A 22,886-nucleotide genomic window follows, 5' to 3' on the forward strand; every position below is an offset into this window, starting at 1 on the left:
AACGGATTAATTTAAGCCTTCAAGCATTGCTTGGAAAGTCTTATAACGAATAGTATAGTTATTGTGTTGAAGATTTTCACGCGCTTGATCTAAATACGAAAAATCATCAACCTCCACCCCTTTAAATTGGCGAGCAAACATCATATTAGCTAGAGCGAGGCGGGGCTTAATTTCAGAAGATGGGGTTATCAAACTCACTCGATTCTCAGTAATAGAAAAAGTTGTTTGATTAGGAAAATCTTGATGTATCTGTTCAATAATTTTTTGAAATATGCCTTTAGCATCCAAAGACAATAATATGATTTGATCTGGTTTGGCTCCCCGTTCTAGCAAAGCCTGAACAAATTGCTCCGAATTATCTGTTTGACGAATATAAATTTTTGCCTGCTCATTCGCCAAAAAAGACACTAGCAAGTTTTTCTTCATTTCCTGAATTAAATTAGCATCGCCAGTATTTATCGGTTCAAAGTATAAATAATCAAGAAATTTAGGGGTGAGATTTTTATCTGTTTTAAAAATGCGAGTGAGGATTTTTTCGCTTATTTGGATCTGATTATCTAGGAATTGAGGAGGTAAAGAAAAAAGCGCGGTGAGTTTTTTCTGTAAAATCGAAACTTGTTGCTTTTCTTGTTTGGCTAAAGCGATTGAAAATTGTTGCTTTAAAGCTTCAGGTGACTCAGCAGATACTGATTGTTGAGAAGACGAAGGAGGACTCGCTACCACAGATTGTTGAATGCCAATACATGACGCTAATCCAAGTAACACTGAATGAAAACCGATTTTCATAATAAACCTCATTTAACTGATATTTTATCAATGTGAAATACCGCTTAACGCGTAAACTTGACCTAAAACTGCTTGAGAGTTTCTTAGATTATACGTAAAACAAAATTGTATGTGAATGATAATATTTACCTTTTCAAGAGAAAATAACGTACCTATTATAATGGTCATCCAAAACTTGCAATTTTGTTCAAAAAGTATAAAATCTTTAAGCTTTTTGTCTATATATACAGAGAAAAAAGTAAGCTATATTCTTAAATCGCTTTCGAGTTTGGGAATATTCTTTTAGTAATTAAACATTTAGAGGAAGGTTATGGTAACCATTCGTTTATCTCGTGGCGGAGCTAAAAAACGCCCATTTTATCAAATCGTAGTAGCTGACAGCCGTTCACCACGTGACGGTCGTTTCATTGAGCGTGTAGGTTTCTTCAACCCAATCGCACAAGGTAACGCAGAACGTGTTCGTATCGACCTAGACCGTGTTAACCACTGGGTTGGTCAAGGTGCATCACTTTCTGATCGTGTTGCGAGCTTGGTAAAAGAAGCTCAAAAAGCAGCATAATTTTGCTTTTTGATTTAGTTCTTAAACTAAGATAGGTGAGAAATATGGAACAACAACGTATTGAAGTTGTGGGCAAATTAGGCTCAACCTACGGTATCCGTGGGTGGTTACGTATTTATTCATCAACAGAACAAGCTGAAAGCATTTTTGAGTATCAGCCTTGGTTTTTAAAAATCAAAGGTGAGTGGCAGCCAACAGAATTAGAAAACTGGCGTCATCATAACCACGAAATCATCGTGAAATTAAAAGGCGTTGATGATCGTGAAGTCGCACAAATTTTAGCAAATGTTGAAATTGGTGTGGATTTATCTGTTTTCCCAGAACTAGAAGAGGGTGATTATTACTGGCACGATTTAATTGGTTGCTCAGTCGTAAACCTAGAAGGTTATACAATGGGAACGGTAACAGAAATGATGGAAACCGGTTCTAATGACGTGTTAGTAGTTAAAGCCAATACGAAAGATGCTTTTGGAAAACAAGAGCGGTTAATTCCGTTTTTGTATGAACAAGTAGTTAAAAGAGTCGATCTCACCACGAAAACAATTGAAGTGGATTGGGACGCTGGTTTCTAATCTCAAGTATGCACAAACGTAATGTAGTAGGCTTTTTATGTGGATAGGGGTGATTTCATTATTCCCCGAAATGTTTAAAGCGATTACGGAATTTGGGGTTACAGCTAGAGCTGTAAAACATAATCTTCTGCAAGTGGAATGTTGGAATCCAAGAGATTTTACATTCGACAAGCATAAAACCGTGGATGATCGCCCTTATGGTGGTGGCCCGGGAATGCTGATGATGGTGCAACCTTTACGGGATGCGATTCATGCTGCGAAAGCAGCTGCAGGAGAAGGCGCAAAGGTGATTTACCTTTCGCCACAAGGACGTAAACTCGATCAAGGCGGCGTAACCGAGCTTGCTCAAAATCAGAAATTGATTTTGTTATGTGGACGTTACGAAGGTATTGATGAGCGATTGATTCAAACTGAAATCGATGAAGAATGGTCAATCGGCGATTACGTTCTGACCGGTGGGGAGTTGCCGGCAATGACATTAATTGATGCTGTTGCGCGTTTTATTCCCGGTGTACTAGGCAAGCAAGCCTCCGCAGAAGAAGATTCTTTTGCAGATGGTTTATTAGATTGCCCGCATTACACCAGACCGGAAGTGTTAGAAGGATTAACTGTACCACCCGTGCTGATGTCGGGACACCACGAAGAAATTCGGAAATGGCGATTAAAACAATCGCTAAAAAGAACGTGGCTCCGACGCCCTGAGCTCTTAGAGGGCCTAGCTCTGACTGACGAACAACGTAAACTGTTAAAAGAGGCGCAAGCCGAGCATAGCAGTTAGTTTCAGTTACATCTAGGATCAATAAAGGATCAAACAATGTCTAACATTATCAAACAACTTGAACAAGAACAATTAAAACAAAACGTACCTAGCTTCCGCCCTGGTGATACTTTAGAAGTTAAAGTATGGGTAGTTGAAGGTAGCAAACGTCGTTTGCAAGCATTCGAAGGCGTGGTTATTGCAATTCGTAACCGTGGCTTGCACTCAGCATTTACTTTACGTAAAGTATCTAACGGCGTAGGCGTTGAGCGTGTATTCCAAACTCACTCTCCAGCTGTAGATTCTATCGCTGTTAAACGTAAAGGTGCAGTACGTAAAGCTAAACTTTACTACTTACGTGAACGTTCAGGTAAATCTGCTCGTATTAAAGAGCGTTTGGGCGAATAATTTCGCAAAGAAAAAGGCTTGGAATTCCAAGCCTTTTTTGTTAGGTTATTTAATCCGTTCTTCGATAATCCCGCCGCCCAAACAAACCTCACCAAGGTAAAATACGGCAGATTGCCCTGGTGTGACGGCTGATTGAGGTTCATCGAAAATCACTCGAATAGTTTCATCATCAATCGGTTCAATCACACAAGAAATATCTTGTTGGCGATAACGTGTTTTCACCGTGCAACGTAATAACTCTCGAATTGGTTCACGATCAACCCAATGTAATTGGCTAGCAATCAAACCTTTTGAAAATAAACGAGGATGGTCATGCCCCTGAGCGACAATAAGTTCATTATTTTCCACATCCTTATCTACCACATACCAAGCCTCATCACCCGCATTTTTCAAACCACCAATGCCTAATCCTTTGCGCTGTCCCAACGTGTGATACATCAAACCATCATGGCGACCAATAATTTCACCATCAACAGTACGAATATCGCCAGGTTGAGCAGGTAAGTAACGAGCTAAGAAATCCTTAAATTTACGCTCACCAATAAAACAAATACCTGTAGAGTCTTTTTTCTTCGCTGTAATTAAACCAAGATCTTCAGCAATAGCGCGAACAATGGGCTTCTCGATTTCACCAACGGGGAATAAACTTTGCCCTACTTGTTTATGGCTTAAGGTATAAAGAAAATAACTTTGATCTTTATTGGCGTCTAGACCACGTAATAATTTTACATTTTCATCATCACCAGCTCTACGTACATAATGTCCTGTTGCAATGTAATGGGCACCAAGATCTTCAGCTGCATATTCTAAAAATGCTTTAAATTTAATTTCTTTATTACACAAAATATCTGGGTTCGGCGTGCGCCCTGCTTTATATTCAGTCAGAAAATGCTCAAAGACATTATCCCAATATTCTGCCGCAAAATTAATTTTATGTAGTTTAATACCCAACTTATCACATACAGCCTGAGCATCTGCAAGATCAGCTGCTGCAGTGCAGTAATCCGTATCATCATCTCCTTCCCAGTTTTTCATAAACAGGCCTTCCACCTGATAGCCTTGCTGTTGAAGAATAAAAGCTGACACAGAAGAATCCACTCCGCCAGACATACCACAAATCACTTTTTTTGTCGCATTTCTCGCAAGCTGCTCTTGCGTCAGTTGAGGAAAGTGTTGATTATAAGTATTTGAAATTAACATAGTTCTCCCGTAACTTCGGTTAAGGCGAAGCACATTGGTCATTGAATGAGAAAACGGCAAAATAATTTTGCCGTTAATTTTATTTTGCACATAAAGTGCGGTCATTTTTGAGCAAGTTATTTCACTTCATAAAATTGCGAATCATCATCTTTTTTCGCAAATTTTTGCTCATATTCAGCTTTCGCTTGTTCATCGCCCGCATCTAATTTTGATTGAAGCGTGTCACACGGTTTATCACAATCGCAAGCTTTGGCAATACCAAGGGCAGATAAACCACCGCAGCTGCCTTTTAAACTTTGTTTTTTGATAATAAATCCGATAGACATCAACAATATAATTGCGACAAAAGCGATTAAAGTAAAAAATAAAGTTTGCATAACTATTCTTTTGTTTCTGTTAATTTTTTGAAAGCAGAGGATGATTTTGTGATAAAACCATTATCTGTTTTAATGATTAAGTAAACGGCAATATTATTTTTCTCTGCCACTTCTAACGCCTTGTCTTCACCCAGCACAAATAAACCTGTTGATAAGCCATCTGCAGTCATTGAGGTTGGCGCAAGGACCGTAATTGAGGCTAAATGATGCTGAATTGGGTAACCTGTTTTCGGATCAATTTCATGAGCAAAGCGTTTACCATTTTCTTCAAAGTAAATACGATAATCGCCAGAACTTGCCATTCCCATGTTGTCTAATCCAATTACAGCTTCAACCGCTCTTTCACCTGTTGTAGTTGGTTTTTCGATTGCGATCTGCCAAGGTTTGCCTTCAATATTTTTTCCTTTCGCACGAATTTCACCACCGATTTCAACCATATAATTCTGAGTATTTAGTTGTTCTAACTTTTCAGCCACCTGATCAACGCCAAAGCCTTTAGCAATCGAGGACAAATCGACATAAACTTGAGGAAGTGCTTTGCTTAATGTCGGTTTTGCACCACTCATATCGAGGGCAATTTTATCAATACCAACCCAAGCTTGGCGTTCAGCTAATTGTTCTGGCGTAGGTTGTTTTTCTGGGCGTTTTTCAGGACCAAATCCCCATAAATTCACAACAGGACCAACAGTTACATCCAATGCACCTTCAGTCACTTTGTTTAAACGAATCGCTTCAGCTAATACTTTGGCAAAATCTGCTGAAATTTCAATCGGTGTATTCACTTGGGTATTTTGATTGAAACGGCTCAGTTCCGAATCTTTTTTGTAAGTGGACATTTTCGCGTTTACATCTTTTAAGATTGCTTCAATTTCTTCATGCGTCTTTTCAGATGTTGCTTTCATTGAGCCTTCATCAAGGTATTTAACATGATAAGTTGTTCCCATTGTTTTACCACTTAATGAGATAACTTTTGTTTCTTTTTGACAGGCTGCAAGACTTAATGCCATTGCTACCGCCATGATACCGCTTATTAATTTTTTCATCTGGATTTCCTACATCTGTGAATTACTGGCAAACTCAACAAAACTTACCTGTAATCATAGAAAATTTTCTAAAAACACCTTAAATTTTGACCGCACTTCATCACAAAGTGCGGTCAGTTTTTATGATGAATTGATTAACTAAAATCAGCCACCAAAGTCATCTAATAAAATGTTTTCATCTTCAACACCAAGATCTTTCAACATTTTAATTACAGCTGCATTCATCACCGGAGGTCCACACATATAGTATTCACAATCTTCTGGTGCTTCATGATTTTTCAAGTAGTTTTCATAAAGCACATTGTGAATAAAGCCTGTATAGCCGGTCCAATTATCTTCAGGCAATGCGTCCGATAATGCAACATGCCATACAAAGTTTGGATTTTCAGCTTGTAATTGGTCAAAGTCTTCTTGATAGAAGATTTCACGTTTAGAACGTGCACCATACCAGAACGACATTTTACGTTTAGAATGAAGACGTTTTAACTGGTCAAAAATATGAGAACGCATTGGAGCCATACCCGCACCACCACCGATAAATACCATTTCAGCATCAGTTTCTTTCGCAAAGAATTCACCAAATGGACCAGAAATAGTGACTTTATCACCCGCTTTTAATGACCAAATGTATGAAGACATTTGACCTGGAGGTGCATCAGGTTGACGCGGAGGAGGCGTTGCAATACGAACGTTAAGCATAATAATGCCTTTCTCTTCTGGGTATGAAGCCATTGAGTAAGCACGGATAATATGCTCGTCAACTTTAGAGACATAACGCCATAAATCATATTTATCCCAGTCTTCGTGGTATTCTTCAGGAATATCGAAATCTTTATAGTTCACCACGTGTGGATCAGCTTCGATTTGGATATATCCACCCGCGCGGAATGGCACTTCCTCGCCTTCAGGAATAGCCAATTTAAGCTCCTTGATAAAGGTTGCTTTGTTATCGTTAGAAATAACAGTACATTCCCATTTTTTCACGCCGAAGATTTCTTCTGGAAGTTCAACTTCCATATTACCTTTCACGTTAACTTGACAAGCTAGACGATAACCTTCTTTTGCTTCACGTTTGTTAATGTGAGAAAGTTCGGTTGGAAGAATTTCTCCGCCACCATTTTTCACTTTTACCACACATTGACCACAAGAGCCGCCGCCACCACAAGCAGAAGACACGAAAATACCTTTACTCGCTAGAGCACCTAATAATTTGCCACCTGCAGGTAATGTAATCGCTTTCTCTGGATCGTTATTGATACCAATAGTAATATCACCAGAATCGACTAGTTTTGACTTGGCAAACAAGATAATCGCAACGAGTACTAAAATAATAGCGGTAAATGCTGCAACACCTAATAATAAAATTGAAGATTCGCTCATTTATGCCTCCTTATAATTGAATACCAGAGAATGACATAAAGCCAAGCGCCATCAATCCAGCAGAAATAAAGGTTATTCCTAATCCTTTCAAGCCTGCTGGTACATCAGCATATTTCATTTTTTCAGTTAAACCTGCAAGCGCAACAATTGCTAACATCCACCCCAAGCCTGCACCAATACCGTACACGGCAGATTCTGCGAAGGTATATTCACGTTGAATCGCAAAGGATACGCCACCAAAGATCGCACAGTTTACGGCAATAAGCGGAAGGAAAATCCCCAATGCGTTATACAGTGCTGGGAAGAATTTATCGAGCGTCATTTCAAGAATTTGAACGATACCCGCGATAATACCGATAAACGTAATAAAGCTTAAGAAGGATAAATCTACCCCTTCAACTAAGGCGCCATCTTTTAACACATGTTCAAATACAAATTGGTTCGCTGGCACAGAAATGCCAAGCACAACTGTTACTGCAACCCCTAAGCCGAATGCGGTTGACACTTTTTTTGATACAGCAAGGAAAGTACACATCCCTAAGAAGAAAGAAAGCGCCATATTTTCAATGAAGATCGCCTTCACAAATAGGCTAATATAATGTTCCATTGATTATTTCTCCTGTTGCTCAGGTTTCCACGTTCTTAAACCCCAAATGATGAAGCCGATAATAAAGAACGCACTTGGTGCAAGAAGGAACAAGCCGTTTGGTTGATACCAACCACCGTCTTGAATGGTTTGGAATACTGGAAAGCCAAGTAAACGACCAGAACCGATTAACTCACGTAACGTTGCAACAATTAATAAAATTGCACCGTAACCTAAACCGTTACCGATACCATCAACAAAGCTCTCAAGTGGACGAGATTTCATCGCAAAAGCTTCTGCCCGGCCCATCACGATACAGTTAGTAATAATCAAGCCTACAAATACCGAGAGCTGCTTAGATAAACCATAAGCAAAAGCTTTCAATACTTGGTCAACTAAGATTACCAAAGAAGCGATAATTGCCAGTTGTACAATGATACGAATACTATTTGGAATGTAATGACGAATCATTGAAATAAACATACTGGAAAAACCAGTTACTAAACTTACCGCAATGGCCATAACGATCGCGGTTTGTAATTGAGTTGTGACCGCTAATGCAGAACAAATACCCAAAATTTGCAGCGCAATCGGGTTATTTTTTACGATCGGATCAAGCAAAAGTGCTTTTAAATTGCTTTTTGCATCAGCCATTATCTTGCCCCCGCTTTAAATTTTGCTAAGAATGGACCAAAACCGTTTTGACTAAACCAATAATCAAAGGAACCTTGCACACCATTTGAGGTTAAAGTTGCACCTGATAAAGCATCAACACCGTATTCTTTGTTAGAAGAAGCATTTTTAGCAATACGAATAGCCACACGTTGATCATCATCAAACAGTTTTTTATCTACGAAAAGTGCTTGCCAACGCGGATTGGCAATTTCACCACCAAGACCTGCTGTTTCACCTTGATCATAGTAAGTAATGCCTTTGATGGTATTGGCATCTGGGGCAACCGCAACAAAACCGTACATTGTTGACCATAAACCACGACCGTACATCGGCAATATGACTTGATTGACTTGACCTTGTTCATCTTTTACAAGATAAACTCGCGCTTGATTGGCACGCACTTTAATTCCGGCTTTATCTTGTTCCACCGGAATGGCTTGACTAAGTGCGGTCGATTTTACTGCTGTTTTTGGATCAAATTTTTCTACATCCTCTTTTGATGCTTGAACAAAATCACCACTTTGCAAATCCACTAAACGTGGTTCAATAAACTTGTTATAAGTGTCTTTAATGACGGAAGCATTATCTTCTTTCATTAAGCCAGCAACCGTTAAAATATTACGTTGAACGTCCAGTGCTTTTTGCTCATCTTGTTTCAATTTCAATGCCACCGCGGCACCGGAAACAATGATAGAACACACTAAACTTAGCAATACAACAACGGTAACTGTACCACCAACGCTGTCTTTATTAAACTTAGCCATTTGTTCTTGCTCTCCGACGTTTGATATTTGCTTGAACAACGATGTAGTCGAAAATCGGTGCAAATAAGTTTGCAAATAAAATCGCTAACATCATTCCTTCCGGATAAGCTGGGTTTACAGTACGAATTAATACAGCCATTACACCAATTAATGCACCGTACCACCACTTACCTGCATTGGTAAAGGATGCTGAAACAGGGTCTGTTGCCATAAATACCATACCTAATGCAAATCCACCTAAAACAAGGTGCCAATGCCAAGGCATTGAGAACATTGGGTTAGTATCAGAACCCACTAAATTGAATAGCGTTGAAGTTGCAATCATACCAATCATCACACCAGCAATAATGCGCCACGCTGCAATACGAGTGAACACAATCACTGCACCACCGATTAAAATTGCAAGCGTAGAAACTTCACCCATTGAACCAGGTAAGTTACCAACAAAAGCATCCATCCAAGTGATTGGAGCGCCAGTGGCTGTATGTTGTAATGCTCCCTGACCACCTTGTGACCATTGTGAAAGTGCGGTTGCACCAGAGAAACCATCAGCAGCAGTCCAAACAGTATCACCTGAAATTTGAGCTGGATAGGCGAAGAACAAGAAAGCTCGGCCTGCAAGTGCAGGGTTCATGAAGTTACGACCAACGCCACCAAAAATTTCTTTTGCAACAACGATACCAAAAGTAATACCTAATGCGGCTTGCCATAATGGCAATGTTGGCGGAACGATTAACGCAAATAAAATGGTTGAAACGAACATCCCTTCATTTACTTCATGACCACGCACCACTGAGAACAACAATTCCCAAATTGTACAAACGGTAAAAACCACTAAGTAAATTGGTAAGAAGAAGATCGCTCCCAGCGCCATTTTCGAGCCCCAAGTTGCATTGGCAGTTAAATCTAAACCTAATGAACTTGCAAGTGCATAGTGCCAATCGTTAGCAATTAGTTGATCTAAATTGCCTAATTGATTTAAGGCTGGAATCGCTTGGTTACCCACATTGTACATCCCGTAGAAAATCGCAGGGAACAACGCAAGGAAAACCGTAATCATCATACGTTTTGAGTCTAACGCATCACGAACGTGAGTATTTTTGTGCGTTACCGTACCTGGTGTATAAAGCAAGGTATAAATCGATTCAAAGATCGGATAAAGCTTGCTGTATTTACCACCTGGTAAAAACGCGGGTTCCATTTTTTCAAAAAGATTTTTTAAACCCATTTTTAACCTTCCTTCTCAATCTTATCTAATACTTGACGCAAGATTGAACCGTATTCATATTTGCCCGGGCAAACGAAAGAACATAATGCTAAGTCTTCCTCATCTAACTCAAGACAACCTAATGCTTGTGCACCATCCGTATCGCCCACGATTAAATCACGTAATAATAATGTCGGTAAAATATCCAACGGCATCACGCGCTCATAGCTACCAATTGGAACCATTGCACGCTCACCACCGTTTTCAGCCGTAGTGAAGTTGAATAACTTCTTACCGAAGTGACCTAACACTGTACGAGTAATTGAATATTTATTTGATTGAGGTGTAATCCAGCCAAGGAATTCTTTCTCATTACCTTCAGCGATTACCGATACCTGCAATGCATAGCGACTTAAATAGTCATGAGCACCTTTTGCGGTTTGTCCACAAAGCACTGAACCAGAAATTACGCGATTTTCACCCGCACTTAATTCATTTTGGGTTAATTGAGAGAGATTAGCGCCAATTACAGTGCGAATTAAACGAGGCTCTTTCACTTGCGGACCAGCAAGAGAAATTACACGTTCAACATAAAGCTCACCTGTTGTAAATAATTTACCCACTGCAATCACATCTTGATAATTGATGTGCCATACAGTTTTATTTACACCAACAGGATCAATAAAATGAATATGAGTACCAACAAGACCAGCTGGGTGGACGCCACCAAAATCATGAATCTGTAAATTTGCAAGATCAACAGTTGGGATATTGGTATCACCTGCTTTACACAAGTGTAACGGTTTTGAAGGGAATAAACGACTTAATACTGTTAAACCATTCGTGAAATCTTGCCAAAATTCTTTTAGCACGATTGCAGGATCTCCGGCTAATGGATTGGTATCCATTGCATTCACGAAAATTGAGGCTGGTTCACTATCAATCGCTGGTACTTTGCTAAATGGACGAGTACGTAATGCAGTCCATAAACCTGATTCAACAAGGTTTTGTTTTACTTGTTCAGAAGAAAGCGTATTCAATTGTTCCGCACTATATTTTGCGAAAGTGATTTGGTCATTTCCTTCCACATTAATTACGACAGATTGTAATACGCGCTTCTCACCACGATTGATTACAGTGATAGTACCACTTGCAGGGGCTGTAAAAATCACACCTGGATTTTTCTTGTCTTCAAAAAGCACTTGGCCTTTCTTTACAACATCGCCTTCGCGCACCTTCATCGAAGGACGCATCCCCACATACTCCTCACCTAGAATCGCAACTTGATTCACAACATTTCCGTTGTGGATTACTTGTGCTGGTTTTCCCGCAATTGGGAGATCCAAGCCTTTCTTAATTGTAATCATACTGTTTGCACTACTTTTCAAGGTTAAAAATACAATTGCAAATAAACAAGTTAAATGCAATCTCGTGTTTGAGCGTGACAAAACACCTTTAAAAAGATATTAATGTCACAAAAATAAAAAACTCAAATCGGTTAACTTCACGATAAACATGCTTATCGAGAAATTGAATTTGGATAAAATTAAACGCCTTATTTTAGCGAAAATCTGCTTTTTTCGCTACTTAAACGCCTACTTTTTTGTAAAAACCTTTTGCGATATATCAAAAAAATGTTACATCTTCATAACATAAAAATTAATGCCCAACGCCTGCGCATTTCGTTGAAGCGGGAATTTTCTCACTTAATTCGCGCCATTCTTCTACAGTAAACAAATGCAACGCTAACGCATGAACACCGCCATTAAGCTCATCTGCAAGCAATTGATAAACACGTTGATGACGCTGTACTTTACGCATTCCTTCAAAAACATTACTCACAATCACACATTTAAAATGAGATTCCTCGCCACGACCAGAACTATGTAAGTGGCTTTCATTTTCTACACTAAAAAAGTGCGGTTGAAATTCTAGTTGAATTTTTTGTTCGATAGTTTGTTGAACAGACATCATAAATCTCCACAAAATCACAATGAAACGCTATACATTAGCAATGAAGTTTGCAAGAATAACACAGTTTTAACTGGCTCATTGGGGAAATTATGACATTATCAAACAAAATCAAAACATTATCAGCAGTAAGTATTGCAGCCGCCACGCTGTTCCTTGCTGGCTGCCAAGCACAATCAAATACATTAACGTTCACACCACCAGCACCGAATGCCACAATGAACATTAATCAAAATGCGATTGTGTATGTAACAACGAAAGATAGCCGCACAACGCAAGATATCGCGAGCTATACCAAGCGTGGAGAACTCATTAAATTAAATTCATCACCGAGTGTTACACAATTATTCCAACAAGTGATGCAACAAAATCTTATTAGTAAAGGTTTCAGAATTGGGCAATCCAATGGATCAAATGCGTGGGTAACTGTGGATGTGCGTGAATTTGCTACGCAAGTAGAACAAGGTAATCTTCGTTATAAACTTAATACCAAAATTCAAGCAACTGTTTATGTTCAAGGCGCGAAAGGCTCATATAACAAAGCATTTAATGCTACTCGTTCACAAGAAGGCGCATTAAACGCGGATAATGACGAAATTCAAAAAGTTCTGTCTCAAACATTTAACGATATTGTGAATAACATTTATCAAGATCAAGAAGTATCCGCTGCGATTAATCAATATACAAACTAATTATAAGGGCAATTTTGCCCTTTTTTATTAAGATTAAAACTTGACGAACACCGCTTTCAAGCGTAACATTCGCCCGATTTTTTAACGAGAAGGACACACACTTTGGACAGTCATAGTCGATACCGAATATCGCTCTAGACGCCCGCCTTTTTTATTATCGGCGCGCGTTCGCCGGTAAATTTACCGTTGTTTCGGCATCTCTTAACGAAAACTTTGCGATTTTTCACCGCACTTTCGTTTCTTCTTTAATTTGTTCACTGTTAGCTGTTCATAATCCTATAAGGAGTATGAAATGATCAACGCGTTTGCTATCAATGATTCCCGCTTGGTTCGCATTGACGAAGACCAAACCGATCTCAATACTGCCATTTGGCTTGATTTACTTGAGCCGACAGGCGAAGAACGTGAAATGCTACAAGAAGGCTTAGGCCAAAGCTTAGCATCTTTTCTAGAATTGGAAGATATCGAAGCTTCCGCCCGTTTCTTTGAAGATGAAGATGGTTTACACCTTCACTCATTTTTTTATTGCGAAGATGAAGACAATTATGCTGATTTAGCGAGCGTCGCTTTTACTATTCGTGATGGTCGTTTATTTACGTTGCGCGATCGCGAACTACCCGCATTCCGTTTATATCGTATGCGTTCACGTAGCCAGCGTTTGTTAGAATGTAATTCCTATGAAGTTTTACTGGATTTATTTGAAACGAAAATTGAGCAATTAGCGGACGTGATTGAAAACGTTTATGCAGATTTAGAAGAGTTGAGTCGCGTTATTTTAAACGGGAAACAAGATGAAGCCTTTGATGAAGCATTAAATACGCTTACGGAACAGGAAGATACGAGCTCAAAAGTTCGTTTGTGCTTGATGGATACCCAACGAGCATTAGGTTTCTTGGTTCGCAAAACTCGCTTACCAACAAACCAGTTAGAACAAGCTCGAGAAATCTTACGAGATATCGAATCTTTGCAACCGCATAATGAATCCTTGTTCCAAAAAGTAAACTTTTTAATGCAAGCTGCAATGGGCTACATCAATATTGAACAGAACAAAATTATGAAATTCTTCTCAGTTGTTTCTGTGATGTTCCTTCCTGCAACATTGGTCGCGTCTACCTATGGTATGAATTTTGATTTTATGCCTGAATTACATTTTAAATATGGCTATCCAATGGCAATTGGATTAATGATCGCAGCCGCATTGACACCATATATTTATTTTAGAAGAAAAGGATGGTTATGATGGAATTATCCCAAACCGCATTATTTATCGGATCAATTATTAATCTTTATGCACTAGTCTTAATCTTACGAGCTTGGTTACAGTTTGCTCGAGTGGATTATTACAATCCTGTTTCAACATTTACAGTAAAAATGACTGATCCAGTATTAAAACCTCTGCGTAAAATTGCGCCTACAGTGAAAAATATCGATACTTCTGCTTTACTGCTAATATTTATTATCGGTATGTTGAAAGGTATTTTTTATTTTGGTTTATCAGTTAATTTTCTCTTAATATTGGGTGTATTAACTGTATTAAAAAGCATTGGTTTAGCAATTTTTTATGTGCTTTTTATTGGCGCTGTTCTAAGTTGGTTTAATCGTGGCAATAGCCCTGTGATTTATGCGTTTTATCAACTATCAGAACCACTTTTAAGACCTATCCGTCGATTCTTGCCAACATTAGGCATGATTGATTTTTCCCCTATGGTCGTCGTATTTATCTTATTGTTCTTAAATAACCTAATGCTTGATATGTTAGGTGGACTTTGGATGATCTCTGGTTAAACAATTACTCAAAAATTATTTATATTAATTAGGTTAAGCATTTTTATACTTAACCTAATTTCTCCTAAAGCAACCAAATTCAAAATTTAAGGTGATAATCTTTCACGGATCCAATTGCCATTTCCTTTCCTATAATAAATCCGATCATGTAAACGACTTGGACGACCTTGCCAAAACTCAACTATTTCTGGACGAATTAAATAGCCTCCCCAATGCATCGGCCGAGGTACATGAAATGGATATCTAGCGGCAATTAATGCTGCTTTGCTTAATAAAAATTTATAGCCCGAAATAACCGTACTTTGCTCACTTGCCCAAGCCCCTATCTGACTGGTATAAGGACGACTAGCAAAATACTCATCTGATTGTTCTGTAGGAATTTTTTCCGCTTTCCCTTCAATTCGAACTTGACGCTCTAACTCTGGCCAGAAAAAAGCAATTGCCACATTGGGATTATTGGCTATATCTTGTCCTTTATGACTATGATAATTCGTAAAAAAGACAAAACCCTCTGAATTAACTTCTTTCAACAAGACGACTCGACTACTAGGTCTCCCCTCTTTATCTACTGTCGAGATATTCATTGCTGTCGGTTCGCAAACCTGGCTATTAATAGCCTCATTCATCCACAATTCAAATTGCGAAATCGGATTATCTTGACAATTTTGTTGTGATAACACACGTTTTCTATATTCTTCACGAATATGATGTAAATCCATTTTCTCTCCGTCAAAATAAAAGCCTTAGTATAAAACTAAGGCTTTAAAATATTACTTACTTATTATCAACACTCACACCGTAGAATGAATCATAGCCAAATGGGCTTTGTACATAGCCCTTTACGCGTGGACTAAGTGGTGCAAAACCAACAGAATGCGCCACTGGAATCCAAGGTGCTTGATTATGAACGATAACTTGCGCTTGTTTATAAAGTGCGGTGCGTTCTTCCTTATTTGTTAATCCGATTGCTTTATCTAGTAATGCATCAAATTCTGGATTTTTAAAACGAGCCATATTGGAATTACCCGCATTTGAACTTGCCAATAATGGAGATAAGAAGTTATCAGGGTCACCATTATCACCAGACCAACCAAAGATACCAGCAGTTAATTCCCCTGCTTTCGCACGTTTTTGGTAATCAGCCCATTCATAGGTAACTGGGTTGGTTTTTACACCAACTTTTGCCCAGTCAGCCATGATAAGTTCAGCCATACGTTTGGGATTTGGGTTAGAAGATCGCACAACAGGTTGAATCCAAAAATCTGTTGTAAAACCATTTGGGTAACCTGCTTCTGCTAAAAGTTGTTTTGCTTTTTCTGGATCGTACGGATAATCTTGAACTTCATCGTTGTAACTCCAAATTGTTGGAGGAAGTGGATTTTTAGCTGGTGTACCTGCGCCTTGGTAAACCGCTTCAATAATCGCTTTTTTATCTACTGCGTAGTTCAGTGCTTGACGAACCTTGACATTATCAAACGGTGCTTTTTCGGTATTGAATGCGATATACGCCACGTTCAAACCTTTTTGTTCCAAAAGTTGTACTTTTGGATCTGTTTTCATTTTGGCTAAATCCGCTACATTCGGGAATAAAATTAAATCACAAGAGCCCGCCTGTAATTTTGCATAACGTGTTGTCGCATCTGGCACAATATTGATAACTAAACGATCCAATGGTGTTCTACCCTTCCAATAGTTTTCGTTTGCTACATATTGAGCAGCTTGATCCGTTTTGTAATCAACAAAAACAAATGGCCCCGTTCCCACTGGGCGATTATCAATTGTTTCAGGCTTACCTGCTTTCAACATTGCATCCGCATATTCTGCGGAATAAATAGAAATAAAATCCATACCTAAACTTGCCAAGAAAGTCGCATCTTTTTTGTTCAAGGTAATACGAATTGTGTTGTCATCTACTTTCTCCACTGATTTTAACAATTCAGGGAATTTCATTGCTTTGAAATATGGATAGGTCCCTTTAGATACATTGTGATATGGATGATTTGGATCTAACTGACGTTGGAATGAGAATAGAACATCATCCGCATTAAAATCACGTGTTGGGGTAAATTCTTTTGTTGTATGGAATTTAACACCTTTTCTTAAATGGAATATATAAGTTAAACCATCATCGCTAATTTCCCAGCTTTCAGCTAAGGCTGGTTCAATATCTGTTGAGCCTTTTTTAAATTCAACTAAGCGGTTATACACTTGTTGTGAGCTTGCATTATAAGATGTTCCCTCCATCACAAGTGCAGGGCTAAATCCTAAAGGTGCTTTTGCTGTACAGTAAACGAAAGTGTTGTTAGATGCTGATTTAGTTTCAGCTTGTGCGGTCGGTTTATTTGCTGAACCTGATTGATCACAGGCGGCTAATACAAGCGTTACAGCCGCAAGAGTTAGTGTAGCTTTTAGCTTCATGATAGTTCCTCACTTTGTTGGCAGAGATTTATTCGAGCCTTGTCATATAACCAAGATGCTAGATAAATCCTATCTAAAATAAATGTTTAATAAGATATAAGCAAATGTCGCTTTTTTTAAATAAAAAAATTCCATGGATTATAACAAATTAATCTAAGGATTCTTCCGTAAATGATCGCCATCATTTTTATGTAATTTCATAAGCGACCAAACTAAGGCGATTGCAAAAAGCGATGAGGTTAAAAACGTATAGCTAAAAGCCCGTTGTAAACCATCACTTTCGCTAAAGAAATGTCTATAGAGATTTAAAATTATCGATGAAATAGCAATACCAAATCCAATCCCAACTTGCTGCACAATACTTAATACTGTAGAACCTGTGCCAGCCTGTTGTTTTGAAAGATCCCCCACAGTCAGAGTATTGATTGAAGTAAAAATCATCGACATACAGGCACCGTACCACATAAGATTACAAATAATCCAAGTCAGAGAACTTTGTTTATCTAACCAAGCCATTGAAATCACAGAGCCAGCCATCAAAAGTGCGGATGAAATTAGCGTTGTTTTATAGCCCCAACGATTTAAAATTCGTCCGATTAATATTTTTAAAATCACAGAAATTAGCGCAATCGGTGCTAATAGCCAGCCTGACATTTCAGCACTGTAACCGAAAGATAATTGGAACATCAAAGGCAATAAAAAGGGAACACCAGATGCAGATAATCGGATAAAAATATTGGCAATAATGCCTAATCTAAATGTACGAGTTCGGAAAAGGGATAAAGGTAAAATGGCATCTTCATTGTTTTTAGCATAGCTACAATACGCCACAAGTAACAGAACACCAACAACTAACACGCTATAGGTTGTAATTGCACTATGCTGACTTTCGCCTAGTAAATCCAAACCAAGTGTGATGCCAACTAACCCTAATGCAAAGAGTAAAAAACCAGTCCAATCCAGTTTCTCTGACTCGCCTTTGATATTGTTCATCACGCTGCCTGATGCCAAAATTCCTAGTGCACCAATTGGAATATTAATTAAAAAAATCCAGTGCCAACTAGCGTGAATGACTAACCATCCACCTAAAATAGGCCCTAGAATTGGTCCGATCAAACCTGCAGTTGCCATTAAATTCCAAGCATTAACTAATTGTTGTTTGGGAACAGCTTGAATAATAGCTAAACGCGCCACTGGCATCATAAAGGCACCACCTATCCCCTGAATCACTCTGGCTAAGATTAAACTTTCTAAATTAGGAGCTACAGCACAAGCGATAGAACCTAAAATAAAAGTCAACACAGCTGCGCGAAAAACGGTCAATGTCCCAAATTTTGTTGCCGCCCAAGCGGTAAGAGGAATAAATAACGCAACGGCTAAAGAATAAGCAATAATCGCCATTTGCATTTCAAAGGCGGGTTTATGTAAATCGGAGGATATCGCCGGTAAGGCGGTATTAAGAATGGTGGCATCTAGGCTTTGCATAAAAAGCGCCATTGCAGCGACCCAAGCTAAACCGCGATAGGCATTGGATTCAGTCATCGTGCTCCGTGAAAATGGTGCAACCAATTTTCAATAAAATCGGCAATTTGCGGAATGCGGTTAATATCCAACAAAGTGCGGTCAATTTCAAGGGGATAATTAGTCGCAACCGCCACGACATATTCGTCAATTTCAGGCAAAGGTTTTGTCATTTCTTGACGGTGAAGCAAAATCTTTGGAATAGGCTCTTGTTTAAAGCCCTCCACCAACACTAAATCCGTTAAAGTTCGGTCAAATTGTTTTGCTAAATAATCCAATGAAACAGGTTTTGGTGTTTCCGTCATGATCGCCCAGCGTTCATCATTCGCTAAAATGACTTGAGAAGAACCCGCCTCTTTCATGCGCCAACTATCTTTTCCTTCTTTATCAACTTGCATATTATGATGGCTATGTTTAATCACCGAAACGCGAATGTGACGAGCGATAAGTTCTGGGATAAGTTTTTCTAATAATGTTGTTTTACCACTACCGCTATAACCGGTAATCCCTAACAAAGGTATTGCTCTATTCATCATGTAATCCTTAAATTCTAATTACTCGAGTTTTAACCAAGTGGAATAAACTCCAATATAAAAAGCCTTATTGTATTCAATAAGGCTTTTTACTATTCACTATAACTTTTCAAATTACTTAATTTTGCTAAACCAAGCTCACAGCTTTTCAATTGAGTAGCAAGTTCCATTTGTAGAATTTGTTGTTTACTCTGGTTAAGTTTACTTTTAATTTTATTTACCTGAATATGTGTACCAGGCTGTCTCTCGGCCTGATTTATTAAACTTTCTGTTTCTTTAAACAACTGTTCACATTGCTGTGGAACCGAGTTAGGCACAGCTAAAACAGTAGGTGATATGACAGAGAAAAATGCAGTCAAAATAAGGAATGTTTTTTTCATTTTTAGATCCTTTCTTCTCTTTATCCTAGAAAATTTCAAAACTGAAGATAGTAAGAAAATAACAAAATACAATCAATATGTCCAGACTTAAACGGATTTTACTATGCTAATTAATAATAGAATCTAAACTAGAGCTATATTTTTTTGAAAAAGTCACAAATTTGATATAGATCAATTTTATAAACTTTAACAAATAATAGGTATTTCATAACTTACATCAAAAATATGAACCAGATAACGTTTTTTAGTATTTTTTATCCTTACGTTTAGTAGTAAAATAGCCACCAATTTGGGTTATCTTTGTAGTGATTTTCTATTTTTCATCGTTGTGTAGTGATTATGTAGATAAACCAATTTAGGCTTAACTAATTAAGTTGAGTGATTAGGGGTTATTTAAGGCTCTGCCTTTTTAATCATTGTTGGAACTAATGTTGTTTATACAGAGGAGTTGAGAATGTTGGACGTTGTTGACCTTTCTCGCTTGCAGTTTGCTTTAACTGCGTTGTATCACTTCATTTTCGTGCCGCTGACATTAGGTTTGTCATTCGTCCTTGTGATTATGGAAACCATCTATGTGGCGACAGGCAAAGAAGTTTATAAAGATATGACAAGATTCTGGGGGAAGTTATTTGGTATTAACTTTGCCCTTGGGGTGACCACAGGTATCATTATGGAATTCCAATTCGGTACTAACTGGTCTTATTATTCTCATTATGTAGGTGATATTTTTGGTGCGCCATTAGCGATTGAAGCGTTACTAGCCTTTTTCTTAGAATCAACTTTTGTGGGGTTATTCTTCTTTGGTTGGGATCGTTTAACTAAAGGTAAACACTTACTTGCTACATATTGCGTAGCTTTCGGTTCGAACTTATCTGCAATGTGGATTTTAGTTGCTAATGGTTGGATGCAGTCTCCAGCTGGTTCAGAATTTAATTTTGAGACAGTACGTATGGAAATGACGAGCTTCTTAGACCTTTGGCTAAATCCAGTTGCCCAAAGTAAATTCTTGCACACGTTAACAGCAGGTTATTCGACTGGTGCTATGTTTGTATTAGGTATTAGTGCATTCTATTTATTAAAAGGTCGTGATATTGGTTTTGCCAAACGTTCATTCTCTGTTGCGGCAACCTTTGGTTTTATTGCGGCATCAGCTGTGTTAATTATGGGGGATGAATCAGGTTACGACATTGGTAAAGCACAACCTGTGAAATTGGCTGCAATGGAAGCCGAGTTTGAAACTCATCCTGCGCCAGCGCCATTTCATCCAGTTGCAATTCCAAATACTGCAGAAATGAAAAATGATTTTGCGATTGAGATCCCATATTTGGGTGGTTTAATTGCAACGCGTTCTTTAGATACTGAAATTGTTGGTTTAAAAGATATTCAAGCGAAAAATGAAGGTCGTGTTCGTAACGGTATGGTAGCTTACGATTTATTCACGCAATTAAAAGCAGAGAAAAAATCAGCAGGCCACGTAAATCCAGAAACTAAAGCAAAATTTGATGAAGTAAAAGGTGATTTAGGTTTTGGTTTATTATTAAAACGTTACACAGATAAAGTTGTAGATGCAACAGATGAACAAATTAAACAAGCTGCTCGCGATACTATTCCAAACGTAGGTCCTAACTTCTGGGCATTCCGTGGAATGTTAGCTGCAGGTGGTTTAATTATTTTACTGACCTTCGGCGCATTTGTTCAAAATTTACGTAACAAAGTCACTTCTTCTCGCTTATTGCTTAAAGCATTACTTTGGGGTATCCCATTGCCAATCTTAGCAATTGAATTTGGTTGGTTCTTAGCTGAGTCTGGTCGTCAACCGTGGGCGATTTATGAAGTATTACCTGTGGGCGTCTCTGCATCAAAATTAACAACTGGGGATTTATGGTTCTCTATTGGTTTAATTTGTGCGCTTTATCTTGCATTCATCATTGTTGAAATGTATTTAATGTTTAAATATGCACGCTTAGGTCCTAGTGCATTAAAAACCGGTAAATACTACTTTGAGCAATCATCTAAATAAACAGGAGATAAACAATGATTGATTATGAATTTCTACGTTTTATCTGGTGGGTGTTAGTTATTGTATTGTTGATCGGTTTTTCTGTTACCGACGGATTTGATATGGGAGTGACCGCACTTTTACCAGTAACAGGTAAAAAAGAAGTGGAACGCCGTATTATGATCAACTCTATTGCCCCACATTGGGATGGTAACCAAGTTTGGTTGTTAACTGCAGGCGGCGCAGTATTTGCGGCATGGCCAATTGTATATGCAGTTTCATTCTCAGGTTTCTACATCGCTTTAGTATTGGTTTTAGCAGCATTATTCTTACGTCCATTGGGTTTTGAATATCGTGCAAAAATTGATAACCCGACTTGGCGTTCTGTTTGGGATTGGGGACTATTTTCAGGTGGTTTTGTTCCATCATTAGTATTTGGGGTGGCTTTTGGTAATTTATTACAAGGCGTTCCATTCCATTTCAACGAATTGACTCAAGTAACTTATACCGGTTCATTCTTCGAATTATTAAATCCATTTGCATTATTGTGTGGTGTTATTAGCTTATCAATGCTCGTGACTCACGGTGCGAACTGGTTACAAATGAAAACAACCGAAGAATTGCGTGATCGTGCTCGCTCAGTGAGCCAAATCGGTGCTATTGTAACTTTAATTGCATTTGTATTAGCTGGAGCATGGTTATACTTTAAAGAGGGTTATGTAGTAACGAGTGTTGTGGATCATTATGCGCCATCATCTCCAATGAATAAAGAAGTTGCTGTTGAAACTGGTGCGTGGTTTAGAAATTTCAATGAAATGCCAATTCTTTGGATTTTCCCAGTATTAGCAGTAGTTGCTGCATTATTAAATGCGGCATTTTCTAAAGCTAATCGTTGTGGTTTCGCATTCTTTTTCTCTGCATTAACAATGGCTGGCGTGATTATTACTGCTGCAGTATCTATGTTCCCATTTGTGATGCCTTCAAGCTCAAATCCTGAACAAAGTTTGTTAATGTGGGATGCGACATCGAGTGAATTAACATTAACATTGATGTTCTTCTTAGCACTTATTTTTGTCACCATATCGTTGTGTTACACAATTTGGTCCTATACAAAAATGTTCGGTCGTTTAGACGCAAACTTCATTGACGAAAATAAACACTCATTATACTAAGGAGATTAATATGTTATATATAATTTGGGTAGTGGGTGTGTTATTAGCTATATTTGCTAGTGCAAAATTAACTATTGGCAAAGAAACAGCAGGAAAATTTG

Annotated in this window: 25 protein-coding genes; 9 read left to right on the forward strand and 16 right to left on the reverse strand. The window is 38.3% G+C overall.

What is annotated here, in order from left to right; genetic code table 11:
• Positions 1-6 precede the first annotated feature (6 nt).
• On the reverse strand, positions 7-786 hold the full coding sequence (locus KP712_RS04945) for a hypothetical protein (RefSeq protein WP_048953928.1): 780 nt from the start codon (positions 784-786) through the stop codon (positions 7-9).
• A 310-nt stretch (positions 787-1,096) separates the two neighbouring features.
• Between KP712_RS04945 and rpsP the strand changes: the two genes are divergently transcribed.
• Genes rpsP through rplS form a run of 4 tightly spaced genes read left to right on the forward strand, consistent with a single transcriptional unit; the run spans position 1,097 to position 3,082 of the window.
• Complete coding sequence (rpsP, locus tag KP712_RS04950; protein ID WP_005626429.1) at positions 1,097-1,345, forward strand: 30S ribosomal protein S16; 249 nt, start codon at positions 1,097-1,099, stop codon at positions 1,343-1,345.
• A 44-nt stretch (positions 1,346-1,389) separates the two neighbouring features.
• On the forward strand, positions 1,390-1,917 hold the full coding sequence (rimM, locus tag KP712_RS04955) for a ribosome maturation factor RimM (RefSeq protein WP_065265330.1): 528 nt from the start codon (positions 1,390-1,392) through the stop codon (positions 1,915-1,917).
• A gap of 37 nt (positions 1,918-1,954) precedes the next feature.
• Entirely contained in the window at positions 1,955-2,695 is a 741-nt protein-coding gene (gene trmD / locus KP712_RS04960; protein ID WP_048953930.1) for a tRNA (guanosine(37)-N1)-methyltransferase TrmD, read from the forward strand.
• A gap of 36 nt (positions 2,696-2,731) precedes the next feature.
• Positions 2,732-3,082 (forward strand): 50S ribosomal protein L19, encoded by a 351-nt coding sequence (rplS, locus tag KP712_RS04965; RefSeq protein WP_005626422.1) that lies wholly within the window; start codon positions 2,732-2,734, stop codon positions 3,080-3,082.
• A gap of 45 nt (positions 3,083-3,127) precedes the next feature.
• On the opposite strand, the gene mnmA is transcribed toward rplS, so the two are convergent.
• The 10 genes from mnmA to KP712_RS05015 all read right to left on the reverse strand — a co-directional run bounded on the left by mnmA (position 3,128) and on the right by KP712_RS05015 (position 12,285).
• A complete protein-coding gene (mnmA, locus tag KP712_RS04970; protein ID WP_215770708.1) occupies positions 3,128-4,282 on the reverse strand; it encodes a tRNA 2-thiouridine(34) synthase MnmA in 1,155 nt (384 codons plus the stop codon).
• A gap of 116 nt (positions 4,283-4,398) precedes the next feature.
• Complete coding sequence (gene nqrM, locus KP712_RS04975) at positions 4,399-4,659, reverse strand: (Na+)-NQR maturation NqrM (RefSeq protein WP_005633372.1); 261 nt, start codon at positions 4,657-4,659, stop codon at positions 4,399-4,401.
• A 2-nt stretch (positions 4,660-4,661) separates the two neighbouring features.
• Complete coding sequence (locus tag KP712_RS04980; RefSeq protein ID WP_048953932.1) at positions 4,662-5,702, reverse strand: FAD:protein FMN transferase; 1,041 nt, start codon at positions 5,700-5,702, stop codon at positions 4,662-4,664.
• Positions 5,703-5,846: 144 nt separating this feature from the next.
• Positions 5,847-7,082 (reverse strand): NADH:ubiquinone reductase (Na(+)-transporting) subunit F, encoded by a 1,236-nt coding sequence (gene nqrF, locus KP712_RS04985; protein ID WP_005636875.1) that lies wholly within the window; start codon positions 7,080-7,082, stop codon positions 5,847-5,849.
• 10 nt (positions 7,083-7,092) lie between these two features.
• The gene (gene nqrE / locus KP712_RS04990; protein ID WP_005633378.1) at positions 7,093-7,689 is read right to left on the reverse strand and encodes an NADH:ubiquinone reductase (Na(+)-transporting) subunit E; all 597 of its coding nucleotides are present in this window, start codon (positions 7,687-7,689) and stop codon (positions 7,093-7,095) included.
• A gap of 3 nt (positions 7,690-7,692) precedes the next feature.
• On the reverse strand, positions 7,693-8,322 hold the full coding sequence (locus tag KP712_RS04995; RefSeq protein WP_005633380.1) for an NADH:ubiquinone reductase (Na(+)-transporting) subunit D: 630 nt from the start codon (positions 8,320-8,322) through the stop codon (positions 7,693-7,695).
• Positions 8,322-9,107 carry a Na(+)-translocating NADH-quinone reductase subunit C gene (locus tag KP712_RS05000; RefSeq protein WP_111407593.1) on the reverse strand — a complete coding sequence of 262 codons (786 nt, stop codon included), beginning with the start codon at positions 9,105-9,107 and terminating at the stop codon, positions 8,322-8,324. Before KP712_RS05000 ends, KP712_RS04995 begins: the two co-directional genes overlap by 1 nt.
• Positions 9,100-10,335: an NADH:ubiquinone reductase (Na(+)-transporting) subunit B gene (locus tag KP712_RS05005; protein ID WP_005636872.1), complete on the reverse strand. Its 1,236-nt coding sequence runs from the start codon at positions 10,333-10,335 to the stop codon at positions 9,100-9,102. Before KP712_RS05005 ends, KP712_RS05000 begins: the two co-directional genes overlap by 8 nt.
• A 2-nt stretch (positions 10,336-10,337) precedes the next feature.
• A complete protein-coding gene (locus KP712_RS05010) occupies positions 10,338-11,681 on the reverse strand; it encodes a Na(+)-translocating NADH-quinone reductase subunit A (protein ID WP_140450032.1) in 1,344 nt (447 codons plus the stop codon).
• A gap of 292 nt (positions 11,682-11,973) precedes the next feature.
• The gene (locus KP712_RS05015) at positions 11,974-12,285 is read right to left on the reverse strand and encodes a BolA family transcriptional regulator (RefSeq protein WP_140450034.1); all 312 of its coding nucleotides are present in this window, start codon (positions 12,283-12,285) and stop codon (positions 11,974-11,976) included.
• A 92-nt stretch (positions 12,286-12,377) separates the two neighbouring features.
• On the opposite strand from KP712_RS05015, the gene KP712_RS05020 reads away from it, so the two are divergent.
• From KP712_RS05020 to KP712_RS05030, 3 genes are all read left to right on the forward strand, one after another.
• Complete coding sequence (locus tag KP712_RS05020; protein ID WP_048953934.1) at positions 12,378-12,977, forward strand: YajG family lipoprotein; 600 nt, start codon at positions 12,378-12,380, stop codon at positions 12,975-12,977.
• A 292-nt stretch (positions 12,978-13,269) separates the two neighbouring features.
• Positions 13,270-14,217, forward strand: coding sequence for a magnesium/cobalt transporter CorA (corA, locus tag KP712_RS05025; protein ID WP_005629627.1), 948 nt, complete (start codon positions 13,270-13,272; stop codon positions 14,215-14,217).
• Positions 14,217-14,762: a YggT family protein gene (locus KP712_RS05030; RefSeq protein WP_140450035.1), complete on the forward strand. Its 546-nt coding sequence runs from the start codon at positions 14,217-14,219 to the stop codon at positions 14,760-14,762. The genes corA and KP712_RS05030 overlap by 1 nt, the downstream gene beginning before the upstream one ends.
• A gap of 86 nt (positions 14,763-14,848) precedes the next feature.
• On the opposite strand, the gene pdxH is transcribed toward KP712_RS05030, so the two are convergent.
• From pdxH to KP712_RS05055, 5 genes are all read right to left on the reverse strand, one after another.
• Entirely contained in the window at positions 14,849-15,481 is a 633-nt protein-coding gene (pdxH, locus tag KP712_RS05035; protein ID WP_111407598.1) for a pyridoxamine 5'-phosphate oxidase, read from the reverse strand.
• A gap of 55 nt (positions 15,482-15,536) precedes the next feature.
• Positions 15,537-17,180, reverse strand: a complete 1,644-nt coding sequence (locus KP712_RS05040) for an ABC transporter substrate-binding protein (protein ID WP_048953937.1) — start codon at positions 17,178-17,180, stop codon at positions 15,537-15,539.
• A gap of 153 nt (positions 17,181-17,333) precedes the next feature.
• Complete coding sequence (locus KP712_RS05045) at positions 17,334-18,722, reverse strand: MDR family MFS transporter (RefSeq protein ID WP_111407599.1); 1,389 nt, start codon at positions 18,720-18,722, stop codon at positions 17,334-17,336.
• Positions 18,719-19,234 (reverse strand): molybdopterin-guanine dinucleotide biosynthesis protein MobB, encoded by a 516-nt coding sequence (mobB, locus tag KP712_RS05050; RefSeq protein ID WP_111407600.1) that lies wholly within the window; start codon positions 19,232-19,234, stop codon positions 18,719-18,721. Before mobB ends, KP712_RS05045 begins: the two co-directional genes overlap by 4 nt.
• A gap of 92 nt (positions 19,235-19,326) precedes the next feature.
• Positions 19,327-19,614 (reverse strand): DUF5339 domain-containing protein, encoded by a 288-nt coding sequence (locus KP712_RS05055; RefSeq protein ID WP_048953940.1) that lies wholly within the window; start codon positions 19,612-19,614, stop codon positions 19,327-19,329.
• Positions 19,615-20,068: 454 nt separating this feature from the next.
• Between KP712_RS05055 and KP712_RS05060 the strand changes: the two genes are divergently transcribed.
• Together KP712_RS05060 and cydB are read left to right on the forward strand one after the other, a co-directional pair.
• The gene (locus KP712_RS05060) at positions 20,069-21,634 is read left to right on the forward strand and encodes a cytochrome ubiquinol oxidase subunit I (RefSeq protein WP_111407601.1); all 1,566 of its coding nucleotides are present in this window, start codon (positions 20,069-20,071) and stop codon (positions 21,632-21,634) included.
• Between the two features lie 14 nt (positions 21,635-21,648).
• Positions 21,649-22,785: a cytochrome d ubiquinol oxidase subunit II gene (cydB, locus tag KP712_RS05065; RefSeq protein ID WP_111407602.1), complete on the forward strand. Its 1,137-nt coding sequence runs from the start codon at positions 21,649-21,651 to the stop codon at positions 22,783-22,785.
• Positions 22,786-22,886: the final 101 nt, after the last annotated feature.

The sequence above is a fragment of the Haemophilus sp. SZY H68 genome (assembly GCF_018829685.1).
GTDB classification, from domain to species: Bacteria; Pseudomonadota; Gammaproteobacteria; order Enterobacterales; family Pasteurellaceae; genus Haemophilus; species Haemophilus haemolyticus_K.